This is a genomic window from Desulfomonile tiedjei DSM 6799 (assembly GCF_000266945.1).
GTDB classification, from domain to species: Bacteria; Desulfobacterota; Desulfomonilia; order Desulfomonilales; family Desulfomonilaceae; genus Desulfomonile; species Desulfomonile tiedjei.
Genome location: NC_018025.1, coordinates 1,431,581 through 1,445,273 on the forward strand (window position 1 = coordinate 1,431,581; position 13,693 = coordinate 1,445,273).

Here is a 13,693-nt window from a genome sequence, read left to right on the forward strand (position 1 = left end):
CTAACTATACCAATCCACCATAGTTATGTCAAAAATGTCAAAACCGAGTTTGCAGCCCTAAATGAGGTAATCATTCAGTTACGAGCGGGCACTGGGGATTCTGCGCCCTGGAAGGGCGGCTCAATAGCAGCCACGGGTGTCAACCCGTGGACAGCTTAGAGTATTTTCGGTCGGTTGTTCCTCCGGAACAACTGGAAATAGGCCGGCGATTCATCGCCGGTTATGGGGAAAATGTGATGATTTTCGAGTCCCCGAGGGACGACTGATTTACTAATCCCCGGCAATGAATTACCGGGCTATTTTCTTTGGTCCCTTTGGGACAACAATTGGACTAAGTTAGCGCCTATGCCCTTTCAGGTCTCTGAAGACAAAGGATTTGCCGTATCGCTTCCGTGGGTTTGCACCCACGGCTACAGTTGGGTAGCCCCTTGGGGGCTGAAGAAAGGTCTCCCATGCGTAACCGAATGGTTGCAAAATGAATGCTTTTTTGCTTCTGAGGACTGCACCGTATCTGTTACTGTACGTGAACATCACCTGAAAAAAAGAAAGGGGAGGTCCATGCACGAAAGTCTGGCGGGAAGAGTCCTAAAATATCGATGGCTTATTTTTTGGATTATGGCGCTTGCATACGTGTTCGTTTATTTCCATCGATTGTGCCCCGCCGTTGTTGCAATGGACTTGCAGCAGGCGTTTGCGGCATCCGGCGGTTTCATGGGATTGCTTGCATCCGCCTACTTCTACCCTTATGCGTTGATGCAGTTTCCTGCAGGCCTCTTGTCAGATTCTCTCGGACCTCGGAAAACCGTAACCGTATTTCTCTCCATAGCAGCAGCAGGCAGTCTGCTCTTCGGATTGGCCCAAACCATGGAGGTGGCCGTCATCGCACGAGTTATCGTAGGACTCGGAGTCTCCATGGTTTTTATTCCCACCATGAAACTGCTATCCCAATGGTTCAGAATACGCGAATTCGCGTTCATGACTGCACTTCTGAACACTATGGGAGGCATCGGAGCGCTAACCGCGGCAACACCGCTGGCACTCATGACAGGATGGATAGGATGGCGCTCGTCATTCCAGATAATCGGGCTCGGAACGCTCACCATCGCGGTACTCGTGTGGCTTTTCGTAAGAAACAAACCGCAGGACAAAGGATGGCCTTCACTTTCGGAGATCGATCATTCAGGGCCAGGCACTGCGGCTCCTCCTATTACTATTCCGCTCTGGCAGGGTGCGCGTAAGGTGGTCACGGAAAGATACTTCTGGCCGGTGGCTGCATGGTTCTTTTTCGGGTGCGGCGTATTTTTCGGTTTCGCAGGATTATGGGCAGGACCATACCTCATGCACGTGTACAACATGTCCCGCGCGGAAGCAGGAAACATTCTGAACATGATCTCGGTAGGGATGATCTTCGGTAGCCCGCTGGTGAGTTATTTGTCAGATCGAGTCTTTCACAGCCGTAAAAGAGTGCTCACACTGTGTTCCTCTCTTCTGCTTGCAGAAATGATATTCCTCAACATCTTTCACTCCGGCCTGCCAACCTGGAGCCTTTACATTATCTTTATCGTCCTTTCCGTTTCATCGTCCGCGATTGTAGTAATAGGATTCACGTCCACGAAAGAGCTGTTTCCCGTAGAAATAGCCGGTACCTCGGTCGGGACGGTGAACCTGTTCCCCTTCCTGGGAGGAGCCATATTCCAGCCGACCCTGGGCTGGATTCTGGATGCATACCCAAAGACGGCTGCAGGCACCTATTCCCTGGAGGGTTACAAAATGCTGCTCCTGGTTCTGCTTTGTGCGTCCGTGCTGACCGTTGCCAGCACGTTCTTCATGAAAGAGACGTTTCCCAAGGCTTTCATGGGCGTGAAGTGACACCATTTCGCAGTTAAGCACATAATGCAGAGAAGGCTGGGGTGTCCTGAGCGGAGTGATCGGACGGCTTTGCGTCGTCCGGAGCAAAGGATACCTCCAGCCTTCCGGATTTATGAATAGAAAAGCGAATCGGTATGACACAGAGCAGTCTCTTTCCCGGCAATTCCGTCCATGGCGAGATTCTGGTGATCAGATCGGGAGCATTGGGTGACACCATTCTCACCCTCCCGCTGCTTTTCTCCATTGAGAAAGCGCATCCAGGGTCACAGGTGCTTTTTCTGGGAAACCGCTCGTACAAGGACCTGATTCCGCAGAGAATAAGATTCGGAGCTATTGATGGGAGGGAATGGGAATGGCTCTTCTCGCCTGAACCAAAGGTTTCCGCTCAAAGTCGCGGTTTTGAAAAGGCGTATGTCATCCTGAATCGCCCCGAGGATGTGGTACGCAATCTCAAGATTGCGGGAACGGATGCAATTGCGCATACCGGATCGCATCCTCCCCCCGGACGGCACATCGTGGTGCATCTGCACGAATCATTGGGTTTCGAGATTCCTGCCAAACAACCCCTGTTCCAGCATTCCGGGAAATCCGATCGTCCTTTCATCTGGATTCATCCGGGAAGCGGGGGGCCGCGAAAATGTGTCCCCCTGGCCGCGGTCGTCGACCTCGTGCAAAGGCTCAAATCGGCAACAGGACTGGATGTCGTCGTCACATCAAGTGAAGACGACGCTTTTCTCAAAGAATCGGCGGACTGGCACACGCTGGTTTCTCTGCCGGGAGTGACCCTTGTGGAAGGCCGAGGACTTTCGGAATTGATGACGTCTCTAGGGGGGGCTTTGCTATTCATGGGAAATGATTCGGGAATAAGCCATTTTGCAGCAAATCTGGGCATACGATCCGTGGTTTTTTTCGTGGCATCGGACCCGAACCAATGGGCGCCGTGGGTGCCTTCCAGTATGTTGAACATAATTAACCTTAGAAATCAGCAAGTTGATAAGATTTCCTGGAGAGAAAGAGCGACGAAAACCGCATGCGCGCTCCTGCTCGACCGCGTATTTTTGCCAAGCCATGAATAAAAATAATCAACAATAATAAACAGTTTTTAATTTAACATGAAGTAGTATCGAGCTGTGTCTTTTTGGTGCAGAATTGATGGGTGCGCGCTGTGTAATATAATAGATGTAATAACAACAACTTAAACGTAAAAAATCATCCCGAAATAGGGCTTTTCATAATCTAATTTCTAGTATTTCAAGATAAATTATCTGTTTTAGAAAACATTTATCTTGACAATAAAAAAGATACGGGTAATTGTCGCTTTCAAGAGATCGTTGTTCCTGGGAGGGAGGGTATGAACTCAAGAAAACCCCGTACGCTATTAGTATGTCTAGTCTTTTTGGTTTCCGTCTTTGCAGTCGATGCACAAGCATGGAATTTTAAAGTGGCCGCTGCGCCAGATCGCCAAGAAGACCTTTTTTCACCGTCAACTGCACAAAACAAACCGATCGAGAAGATCAAAACCAAGCAGATCGTGAAATGCAAACCTGCGTTTCCGATCCCGACCTTAGGGCAGGCATATATGCCCTCATGTTTTCTTCCGCAGCAAAAGCAGAGAGGCTGGAAATTTGAAGCGGAAGCATTGTTCGCCCGTGTCAAAGGTCACGTGAAGTACTCGACAGGATCCGCGTCCTATTATCTGTGGCAGGATGAGATTGACCTGAACTCGGATTTGGGACTGCCCGATCACGCGGTACTCGGCACTTTCTCTGCAACCTACAAATTTCGCCCTCAATGGAGTCTACGGTATTCTATAATGCCTTTCGCTCTGGATGGCTCTGGAACTATCGGAAGAAATTTTACCTTCGGCAATTCCAGCTTCACGTCCGGCCAGCCGTCGAGGGTCAAGTGGGAGCGATTGTACCAGAGAATTGGACTCGTATACGACCCGGTACAAACCCCGCAAGCAAGAATCGGCATCTTTGCAGATTACGTCAGAATAGATGACAAGCTGAGTGCTTATCAGAGCGGCTGCTGTGCGGATGTCATGAATAGCGACCTGAACATGGGCATGGCAGGAGTTGAATACGAGCGGTGCCTGAAGACGACTGCGAACTGCAACACTCTGTCGTTTGAATGCCGCGCAGGCGTCGCCTTCCTGGACGAGGCTTACGGCACGGATATAAGCTCGGCATTGAAATACAGCATTCCCATGAATAACGGACGCTGGGGATTTGTCAAAGGCGGATACAGATACATGACCTATAAGAAGAAATACAGTGATGTCCGCTCGTTTGACACCGCAATGGATGGCGGGTTCGTGCAGATGGGATTCCTCTTCTAAGAAACACAGGGGTGCCGGGACGTCGAGGAGGGAATCCGGCACATCCCACGATTTTTCAGGCCCGGAAAGTTGACCTTGAGCCCGACCGGTTCCGTGGCCCCCTCCCAGCACTTATAGCCCGGTCGGGCTTTTTTCATTTGTGGGGTACGATTTTCCGCATTCGTTCCGAACGGGCTTTCATGCTCTGGAGCAAAGGACTAAACTACAGAAGAGAAAAGGTACGCGTGGGTTGGTACATTTATGAATCTCGAACAGGATGTTCTTTCGGTTATTCTCCGGAGTCCAGGCATATCCAAACACCAGCTTTCCCGCATGTTCGATCTTTCGAGCTATCGTTTGCATCGCGTTTTCCGGCTTCTCCAAAGGGATCTGGAGAACCGCATGCTCATCCATCACGAAAACAACGGTGTGTGGATTGTGGATATCGATTCTGATTTTTGTCAGGGCGTTGACTGGCATGGTCCGGATAATGGTGGATATCGGCAATGTGGGAGCAGGCCCAAGTTTCCTGATTACCGCTGTTATATGCATTCCCAGTGGCAATCTTCTGAAATGGCTGCATTCAGAAGAGAGCTGGAATCCCTGGTGAGCCCTTGCGATCCCTCCGCGTATCATCTTGGCCAACTGACCTTGACCGTCGTTGAAGATATGTTGCGCAAAATTACCGGTATTCGTCCGGTAACACTACAAGAGGAGCTTGCACGACGCCGTTTTCAGACAATGCTGAAAAACGCTTTCGCGTTCCTCAGATGGAAAGACATGATGCGTCGAAGGAGACGTGAGCAAGAGATTCCGCCGGAATTCTTCGAACGTCATAGATCTTCTTCTGTTCGCCCAATGGAATTCGCGGTGAAGAAGTTCTTTCTTATCCTGGAAGTTCCGCCCACCTCAACGCGCGAAGAAGTTCTCAAAGCGTGGCGAAAGCTCGCCCGGAAATTCCATCCTGATACGGAAAACGGAGATGAAGAAAAGATGAAGGAGTTGAATCACGCAAAAGACCGCATCTTCCGCATCAGACGATGGGATTGATGTGTTTTATTCAAGGCTTCCGTTATTCCGGTTTCCAGACAAATTGAGTGACTTATTTTCGAAAAGTTATCCGCGAGTAATCGTTCAGTTGGACTAAACCGCTTCGCGGTGGTTGCATGCCGAGCGGATAGGCGAAGAGGCTTAGTCTAACTGAGGTTTGTGAGAATGCGCTTCGCGACTCTCACAAACCTAATAGTTGTGGGTGGGCACTGGGGACTCTGCGCCCTGGAAGGGCGAACCAACAGTAGCCACGGGTATAACCCGTGGACAGCGCCATGTCCATAAGCATGGTTCAACGACCCTGAAAGGGTCGACCAACAGGCAATGATTTCCAAATGTCATTGGCAGACCCTTTCAGGGTCCTGAAGACAAAGGATTTGCCGTATCGTTTCCGTGGGTTTGCACCCACGGCTACTGTTGGGAAGCCCCTTCGGGGCTGAAGAAACCTCTCTGATGCGTACGTGAATGGTTGCATCCACGCGATTTTGCAATTGACAGCGAATAAACCTGAAGGTAGTCTAAGGAGCACTAAAGCTCAAGGACTGGTCATGTTGTTGTCCCTTCTTCTTCTTCTGCTGCTGCTGCTGCTTAGCCTACGGGCTGACGTCTGGGGACTCCATGCCTTTCCTGTGCGGGTGACGTAAAGAACAAGAACACAAACGTGAAAGAGCAAAGGCCATGGGTCCCAACCCCATGGCCTTTTTGTTTTTTCGGACTGAAGAGACTGTGCGGACCTGGATCGAAGGGAGGTGATGAGGCATGGGGCTCGATGGCACACCGGATTTACGTAAAGCTCTTGGAGACTTGTACCCATGGGAATTGAAAGGTCTTGGAATTCTAAAGGAACAGAAGAAAGGAAAAGAAAGTGAGCCGAAAGATATACGTTTTCGATACTACATTGCGAGATGGGGAACAGGTGCCGGGAGCCAAACTCAACAAGAGGCAAAAGCTGGAAATCGCCCAGCAACTGGCAAAGCTGGGAGTAGACATTATCGAAGCCGGATTCCCCTGTTCGTCTCCGGGAGATCTTGAGGCCGTTAAGGCCGTATCCGAGCAGGTAAAAGGACCCATAATTACCGGGCTTGCGCGGGCCGTAAACCAGGACATCGATATGGTGTGGGAAGCAGTGCAACATGCGGAACGTCCGCGCATACACATCTTCCTGGGGTCGTCTGATGTTCATCTTTCAAAGAAGTTGCGTCAGGACCGTGAGAGCGCGTTGTCCATGGCTGTGGACGCAGTGCGTTACGCGAAGCGCTTCTGCGAAGATGTGGAGTACTCTACCGAAGATGCTTCCAGAACGGATTTCGAATACCTCTGCCGGATTGTAGATGCTGTTATTCGTGCCGGTGCCACTGTAGTCAACATACCGGACACTGTCGGCTACGCTGTGCCCGAGGAATTCGGAGATCTTATTCGCAGGTTAAAAGAAAATGTCCAGGCTTTGGACAAAATTGTACTCAGTGTGCACTGTCATAACGATCTGGGTCTTGCTGTTTCCAATAGTATGGCAGCCATAAGAAACGGCGCGAACCAGGTCGAATGTACCATCAACGGGATGGGCGAACGGGCCGGAAATGCTTCTCTGGAAGAGATCGTCATGCTCCTCAGGACCCGTCATGCCAGTTACGGCGCTCACACCGACATCCGCACGGAAGAGATCTATCGTACCAGCAGACTGGTGAGCAGGCTCATGAACATTCCGGTTCAACCAAACAAAGCAATTGTTGGAAGCAATGCATTTGCCCATTCTTCGGGCATTCACCAGGATGGCATACTCAAGGATAGAACTACCTACGAAATCATGAAGCCCGAAGACGTCGGCGTTCGCCAGAATAAGATTGTTCTCACAGCGCGTTCCGGGAGGGCGGCGCTCAGACATCGCTTAAACGATCTGGGCTACACCCTGGAATCGGACCAGTTCGAGCGTGTCTACAACCGTTTCCTGAATGTAGCGGATCGAAAGAAGGAAATCGCGGGGCAGGACCTGAGAAGCATTGTAGAGATCGAATTGACCAAGGTGACGGAAACCTACAGTTTCCACAGTCTCCAAATTATGAGCGGGAATACCATGGTTCCGATGGCTTCAGTGACACTGACCAGGGAAGGCAAACAACATACCGATGCGGCCGCAGGCAACGGTCCGGTGAACGCTGTCTTCGCGTGTATAGATCGCATTGTAGGTCAGCAGGGAATCCTCACGGACTATGATCTTAAGGCGGTAACCATGGGGAAAGACGCTCTGGGAGAAGCCATGGTGAGGGTGGAAATCGGGGATGTGGTCTATTCAGGTATCGGAACGAGTCCCGATGTTATCGAGGCGAGTGCTCGCGCGTATCTGAATGCATATAATCGCTTCTTCGCAAACTCGCATTAATGGAGAGATTCAGGACTGAGTAGAACAGACTGAATGGCGAGGCTCAGAAACGGGGATCGGATGTCCCCGTTTCTCATGCAGATCGATTACCAGTAGGCTCCGAAAATGCTACCTGCCGGAGCTGCGAGGTGCTGCTCGGGAGCGGTTCTTTCTTTGGCAAAGGGAGCGAATCTTTTTGATCTCGGGGGGCCGTACCCCATTCCCACCGGTCTCCCCGGAGGATACATCCCTGGAGCACACGGTGCCGGTCCGCACATGGGGGGCGCAGGCGGCATGCAGGCCGCAGGTGCCGGGCCCTGGTAAGCCGGACCGCATTTGGGAGGACCGCTCAGGCCTTCTATTACGCAATCAACCAATTTGAATGGCAGGGCAACTACGCCGCAGGCCACCATAATGGTTCCGTTCACGATTTTGGCGAGAGGTGTTTCTCTGCAGTTGCGAGGCGGAGGCGGTCCGCACATGGGACCCGGAGGTGGGCACGCGGCCAGCGGCGGGCATGGAGTGGGCCCGCAAATGGGCAGCGGTCCGCACATTGGCGGTGGTGGGGCGCACACAGGTCCGCACATCTTCGGGGGGCATACCGGACCACCCGCGAATGCCGATACACCGGTAAATAGTACAAACAGACCGACCAAGGCAAGTCGAAGAACGACAACTCTTCCCATGCGAATCCTCCTCTAAACGGGGCCGCAATGACAGCTCACCATTTACTAATCAGCGTCTCCCTCCGTTAAGGAACGCCAGCACCATTGCATGTAAATACCACAATGAGTCGACCATATCAGCACGGGCCGGTGGATGTCAATGAATAAGACACCTTCCAGAACGCGACCGGTGTAGTGATACAATTTCATCCAATTTGTGGAACAGTTAATACAGTGATTCTGAAATGTATCGCGGATTATCAAGAGCCATTCTTCGGAATTGGTAGCCACCGGCCTCCGTGCCGGTGGACAATATGTAGAGCGACTGCCAGAAATTCTGACGCTTACTTCGCACTTGAATACAAGCTATTGGTGGGGACCAACGTCTCTGCCGTTCAATTCTGGTGATATCATTGATCATATTGAACATGTGCCGGCACGGAGGCCGACACCCACCAATATTCTTGATCTTCAATCGGACATTAATTTCTGCAATTTTTAAGAGAGCGTATGAAAATTGAGCCGAGAGGAAGGATGGTTCCACTCGTAAAGGATTGCGCATTAATCCGATGAACAAAATGGGTGCTTATACGTCTGAAGCGGTCAAGCGAGACTACTCCTAGAAATTTTACTCTTTCTCTTCCCACACGGGGTCTTCATCTTTGATTTCCGCGTCAGGTTTTCTGGGGAATCCGATCCTCCCACAGCCCAGATCGGGAGTTTTGACAGCTCCGAGGTTTTCCAGGGTCTGCCGAGCATAGGATTGTCCGGAGACAGTCCATTTGTGAACAGACATTTCCAGGACAGGTTCATGATTCTTGTCAAAAGAGAGCTTGCCTCTGGGGCCTCCTTCCAGGGCGACGTCGGAAACGGCCTTCACCAGTGCTTCGTGCTTGGTTATTTCTCCTTGCACTTTTTGGGCAGCCTCGAGGACTACTCGGGCAATATCATATCCTTCTGCAGCACGCGCCGCGTCCGGGACATCGATCGACAAGGCTCGTTTTATACGGGCTGCGAACTCCTGCGGATCTACAAGAGGCGAGGCCGTTATCAGCGAACAGTTGGTACCCTTTATTAATTCCAGCGTCCCCGGATAGGAAGAAAGGCAATCGGGACCGAGTATTACCTGTTTGGGTGAGGGAACAGCCTTAAAAAAAGCCTTCAGAAATCCCGAAGCCTTTTTTCCCGAAAAGCCCGCAAAGATGGCATCTGCCTTCGAGGTCTTCACCGCGTCGATAATCTGGGTGAAGTCCGTTGCGTCTTCATCCACCATGATGCGATCGACGAATGTCCCACCGGATCGTTCAAACCCATTTGCGAAAAAATCTATGCTTCCGTTCATCTCGGGACTGTCTTCTCCACACAGGAAGACCGTTTGCCCGACGTTCTTAATCGCCCAGGGGCCCAGCGGATATCCGGTCTGATACGTGTTTGTGCAAACACGAAATCCCGTTGGAATGCACATTTCACCGGATACCAGGCGCACCGAAGGGTTGGTTACGAATAGCACGCGATTGGCACTACCTAACCCATGGATAATCTGTTCCGATCCTTTGGTCGAGGGCGTGGCTACGATAAAACGTAAATCTTCGATCGCGAGAAGCTGTGCCAGTCCGGGAAGAGTGGCCCCATCATCCGGGCCTGAATTTTTTTCGATAATCTGAACTTGGAACGGACCGGATTTCTTCTCTTCGAGATAGAGCCTGAAACCCGCGAGCAGTGACCTAGACTCATCTGCTAGAGGCCCTTCTACCGGGAGCACGAATCCGACTTTCACTGATTGCTGTGATTGAGCTACCGAGAAGGTGCCGCACATGAGGGCTGCAAGAGAAGCACCGGAAGCAACCAGAAATTGTCGCCGTCCGAGCAGTGACCGGTTCGATTCTTGGGAAGAACTAAGTCCGTGCATGAGATAACCTTGGCTAATGGTGCATTTCGGAACGGCAAACGAAAAAACCGAACCGTTATTGTACGAAATCCGATTGAGATTCACCGGCATCGGTCGCGTACCATCATACGTGCAATCGTTCAACATTTGTCAGCGGCTTGTGGGGCTCGCCGAATTACAAAAGAAATGCGACCAATGCCGCGGCATCCTACATGAAAGCCGAATGCGTGTAAAGAAAAGCAATTATGCTGACTGCCATGGCACGGACTGAACTCATCGGCTCCAAGTCGTCTCGAGCGTAAAAGAGAATTTCCCGACATTGCGTGGGCTTCCGCAAAACTGAATGCTGCACGGCAAATGAGAGACCGGTCATCGTACAAATCAAAAGCCCCTCATATCTAAGGGGCTTGATTGCATTCCACGGACCGAGGGGAGAATGTCACGGCATGGGGCGACCGTAAGATGCGGGATAGCCATGGCTCACTTTGGTTTTGTACGGTTTCTTCATAGGGGGCGCACAAACCGGGGGGGGACACTCGAGCCGGACTGAAACCACCTTACAGCTAGGCGGTACAAACGAGTCCTGAGAGCACTTCACTACCGCCATTTCGCTGGCATGACCAGGTGTGGGACCGAATCCCTGATATAACGCTCCCCTGAAGTTCTTGGCAGTCGCCACGAAAACTCCGCCGGCCTGGCAAGTTGCCGCAAACATGAACATCACTGCCAATCCGGCTATTACAACGATGAACTTCCTATTCATTTCATACCTCCGTGTGTAGAAAACATTAAACTAAAATTTGCGTTCAGTCCAACAAATTTGACTTACTGACCTCAAAAAAGTTCCTTCTAATCACGTTTATTTGACTTTGTCAGTCAAAAAAGTCGATATTTTAGCACTGAATACTTGATAGCTCGCTCTCATGTTAAGTCAGTCAACAATCATGCTGTGATTATTATGGTTTAAAGGATGGTTGACCTGTAGCCTCCAAGACACTGCTCCAGAGTTTCCCATCCAGCTCCACCTGTTTACGTCCTGTTATCACAAGATCCACAGGAATGTAAACATACTCGTCGCGCCAGTTACCTACTACCATGTTGGTTTTACCGGCCATTCCTGCGTGCACCGCGTTTTGAGCCAGAAACGTGCAGAAGATGGCGTCATCCGAAGTGGCTTCTACGGAACGAATCGTATAGCTCGGATCGATGTATTTAAGGTTCAGTTCGATGCCTTTTCCTTTGAAATATTCGTCTATCGCTTCTTTTAGGAAAATTCCGATATCGCCCAGGCGCGGATTTCCTGATTCATCCGTGCCTTCACCGTGAGCATACTGCTGTCCTGCACCTTCGGCTACGACTATAACGGCATGCTTGCGGTCGAGAATTCGTTTTTCCAGGACAGCCAGGAATCCGTGGGGCCCCTCCAGGTCGAAATCGGATTCCGGGATGAGAACAAAATTCGCGTCCCGCTTGGCCAAAGCGGCGTATGAGGCAATGAACCCCGCGCGCCGTCCCATGAGTTTTACCAGTCCGATACCATTTGGAGAACCGGTAGCTTCAACGTGTGCGGCGGTAATCACTTCAGCAGCTACTGTCACAGCAGTGTTGAAACCGAAGGAGCGAGACATGTAACTGATATCGTTATCTATCGTCTTGGGGATTCCTATGACGGATATCTTTGCATTGCGATTTCTTATCCCTTCGCAGATTTTGGAGACAGCCCGCATGGTGCCGTCTCCGCCAATGGCGAAGAGAATGCCGACATTCATCCGTTCCAGTGCATCCACCATGTCTTCGACGCTTTGAGGTCCTCGAGACGATCCGAGCACTGTTCCACCGAGTTCCGCAATGTCTCCCACAGACTTCGGGGTAAGCTCCAGTATGGGATGTCCGTACTGAGGAACAAGCCCCTGGAAACCATATCGTATTCCCAGGACATTTCGTACGCCGTACGAGTAATACAGTGTCAGGACGATAGCCCGGATAACGTTATTCAGGCCGGGACACAAGCCACCGGCCGTTACTACTGCGCATTTGAGCTTGCTCGGGTCGAAATACATAAAGTCTCTGGGACCGGCCTTCATGAAAGAGACTGGCGTTTGGCCTTCTCGAATTTGCTGCTCCACGTTTCTTGCAGAGGAATCGTAGAGAATGCATTCATCATCCGTTACATGCTGAACATGCTTTAATGGTGAGGGGATCCGAGCAACTCCCAGGCTTTCTATTGCGGTATCCATACGTTACTCTATATAAAACTGAGATGTTTCACTCTTCATAGCTTAAATTGTCAAAAAAATCAATGAGAAACCGTTTGCACGAATGCGACGTCAAACATTGAACCGGAAGAGAATGATATCGCCATCTTTTATAAGATAATCCCGGCCCTCCAAACGCACTTTCCCGACCTTGTGAGCGGCAGCGAGAGAACCTGCAGCTTTGAAATCGTCGTATGACACGACTTCGGCGCGAATGAATCCCCGTTCCATGTCCGAATGAACTGTTCCGGCAGCTTTCACCGCAGACATGCCATTCTGAAGCTGCCATGCTCTCACTTCCGGTTCGCCCGCAGTGAAGAACACTATATAATTGAGCAGCTCGAATGATTTCTTTATGATGCGCTCCTTTGCACCTTCTTCCAGTTCGAGTTCATCCAGGAATTCCCGTGCATCTTCCTCACTGAGTCTGGCAATTTCGGCTTCAGCATCGGCATTCAGTGAATCGATCGTTATGTTGGGCTGATCCGCCGTAATCTCACGTAGTTCGGTCCGAAGTCGATCGATTTCCGCCTTTGTCTTGTTCTCGCCCGAATTGATCAACAAGAGCTGCGGTTTTGCCGAAAGAAACGCGAATCCTTTCAGTTTGTCCGATTCGACGGCCGGAGGAAAGATTCTCAGTGGTTTGCCCTGCTCTAAAATCTCATAGGCCTCTTTCAGAAGAGAAAGTTCTTCCGCGAGATCCTTCCTGCCTTTTTGCGCGTCTTTCGACACTCTTTCCAGACGTTTTTCCACGATGGCAAAATCCGAAAGGATCATCTCGTCTTCAACAGCTTTGTAATCGCTTATGGGATTTGCTGCGCCGGACATTGCCGAGTCATAAAAACGGATGCAGTGGACAAGCGCCTCAGCAGTGCGCGTATGAGCAAGTATCTTGTCGCTGATGGAATGCTGTGCCTTGCCCTCGCTTCCGACACCCGGAATATCCATGTATTCCACATGAACAGGTGTGATCTTTTTCGGCTTGTAGTGATCGGCAAGCCAATCCAATCGAGGGTCCGAGACTTTTACCACACCCAATGCAGGTTCAAGATGACCCTTGCGATCCGTAATCTCTATCCCACCGGTGAGAGCCCTGAAAACTGTTGTCTTTCCACTCCCGGGGAGCCCTATTATCCCAAGTTTCAATGGAGAATCCCTCCTGATCGACTGGTCCGTTCACCATGGAATGGTGAATGAACGGGGATCATGCCAGATCGTTTGCCGCATGTGCAAGCGGCTCATGATTTTTTTTATGCAGAAACGGAAGGGGATGCAATGTGACGATATATG

10 protein-coding genes are annotated in these 13,693 nt (G+C 50.8%); 5 read left to right on the forward strand and 5 right to left on the reverse strand.

Annotated elements, in window-relative coordinates:
* Positions 1-558 precede the first annotated feature (558 nt).
* The 5 genes from DESTI_RS06005 to DESTI_RS06040 all read left to right on the forward strand — a co-directional run bounded on the left by DESTI_RS06005 (position 559) and on the right by DESTI_RS06040 (position 7,616).
* Positions 559-1,869, forward strand: coding sequence for an MFS transporter (locus tag DESTI_RS06005; protein WP_041286000.1), 1,311 nt, complete (start codon positions 559-561; stop codon positions 1,867-1,869).
* 134 nt (positions 1,870-2,003) lie between these two features.
* On the forward strand, positions 2,004-2,945 hold the full coding sequence (locus tag DESTI_RS28495) for a glycosyltransferase family 9 protein (RefSeq protein ID WP_014809068.1): 942 nt from the start codon (positions 2,004-2,006) through the stop codon (positions 2,943-2,945).
* Between the two features lie 275 nt (positions 2,946-3,220).
* Positions 3,221-4,210, forward strand: a complete 990-nt coding sequence (locus tag DESTI_RS06030; RefSeq protein WP_014809069.1) for a hypothetical protein — start codon at positions 3,221-3,223, stop codon at positions 4,208-4,210.
* A gap of 240 nt (positions 4,211-4,450) precedes the next feature.
* Positions 4,451-5,239, forward strand: a complete 789-nt coding sequence (locus DESTI_RS31195; RefSeq protein ID WP_041286005.1) for a J domain-containing protein — start codon at positions 4,451-4,453, stop codon at positions 5,237-5,239.
* 865 nt (positions 5,240-6,104) lie between these two features.
* Positions 6,105-7,616, forward strand: a complete 1,512-nt coding sequence (locus DESTI_RS06040; RefSeq protein ID WP_014809071.1) for a 2-isopropylmalate synthase — start codon at positions 6,105-6,107, stop codon at positions 7,614-7,616.
* 86 nt (positions 7,617-7,702) lie between these two features.
* On the opposite strand, the gene DESTI_RS06045 is transcribed toward DESTI_RS06040, so the two are convergent.
* From DESTI_RS06045 to DESTI_RS06065, 5 genes are all read right to left on the reverse strand, one after another.
* Positions 7,703-8,281 (reverse strand): hypothetical protein, encoded by a 579-nt coding sequence (locus DESTI_RS06045; RefSeq protein WP_014809072.1) that lies wholly within the window; start codon positions 8,279-8,281, stop codon positions 7,703-7,705.
* Positions 8,282-8,888: 607 nt separating this feature from the next.
* Entirely contained in the window at positions 8,889-10,259 is a 1,371-nt protein-coding gene (locus DESTI_RS06050; RefSeq protein ID WP_041286006.1) for an ABC transporter substrate-binding protein, read from the reverse strand.
* 328 nt (positions 10,260-10,587) lie between these two features.
* Entirely contained in the window at positions 10,588-10,911 is a 324-nt protein-coding gene (locus DESTI_RS06055) for a hypothetical protein (protein WP_014809074.1), read from the reverse strand.
* A gap of 193 nt (positions 10,912-11,104) precedes the next feature.
* Positions 11,105-12,385 (reverse strand): ATP-dependent 6-phosphofructokinase, encoded by a 1,281-nt coding sequence (locus DESTI_RS06060; protein WP_014809075.1) that lies wholly within the window; start codon positions 12,383-12,385, stop codon positions 11,105-11,107.
* A 90-nt stretch (positions 12,386-12,475) separates the two neighbouring features.
* Positions 12,476-13,549 carry a DUF933 domain-containing protein gene (locus DESTI_RS06065; RefSeq protein ID WP_014809076.1) on the reverse strand — a complete coding sequence of 358 codons (1,074 nt, stop codon included), beginning with the start codon at positions 13,547-13,549 and terminating at the stop codon, positions 12,476-12,478.
* Positions 13,550-13,693: the final 144 nt, after the last annotated feature.

Bases quoted from the DNA above. Each gene is read 5' to 3' on its own strand.
- DESTI_RS06005 (WP_041286000.1), top strand. From the start codon at position 559: ATGCACGAAAGTCTGGCGGGAAGAGTCCTAAAATATCGATGGCTTATT.
- DESTI_RS28495 (WP_014809068.1), top strand. From the start codon at position 2,004: ATGACACAGAGCAGTCTCTTTCCCGGCAATTCCGTCCATGGCGAGATT.
- DESTI_RS06030 (WP_014809069.1), top strand. From the start codon at position 3,221: ATGAACTCAAGAAAACCCCGTACGCTATTAGTATGTCTAGTCTTTTTG.
- DESTI_RS31195 (WP_041286005.1), top strand. From the start codon at position 4,451: ATGAATCTCGAACAGGATGTTCTTTCGGTTATTCTCCGGAGTCCAGGC.
- DESTI_RS06045 (WP_014809072.1), bottom strand. From the start codon at position 8,281: ATGGGAAGAGTTGTCGTTCTTCGACTTGCCTTGGTCGGTCTGTTTGTA.
- DESTI_RS06050 (WP_041286006.1), bottom strand. From the start codon at position 10,259: ATGCCGGTGAATCTCAATCGGATTTCGTACAATAACGGTTCGGTTTTT.
- DESTI_RS06055 (WP_014809074.1), bottom strand. From the start codon at position 10,911: ATGAATAGGAAGTTCATCGTTGTAATAGCCGGATTGGCAGTGATGTTC.
- DESTI_RS06060 (WP_014809075.1), bottom strand. From the start codon at position 12,385: ATGGATACCGCAATAGAAAGCCTGGGAGTTGCTCGGATCCCCTCACCA.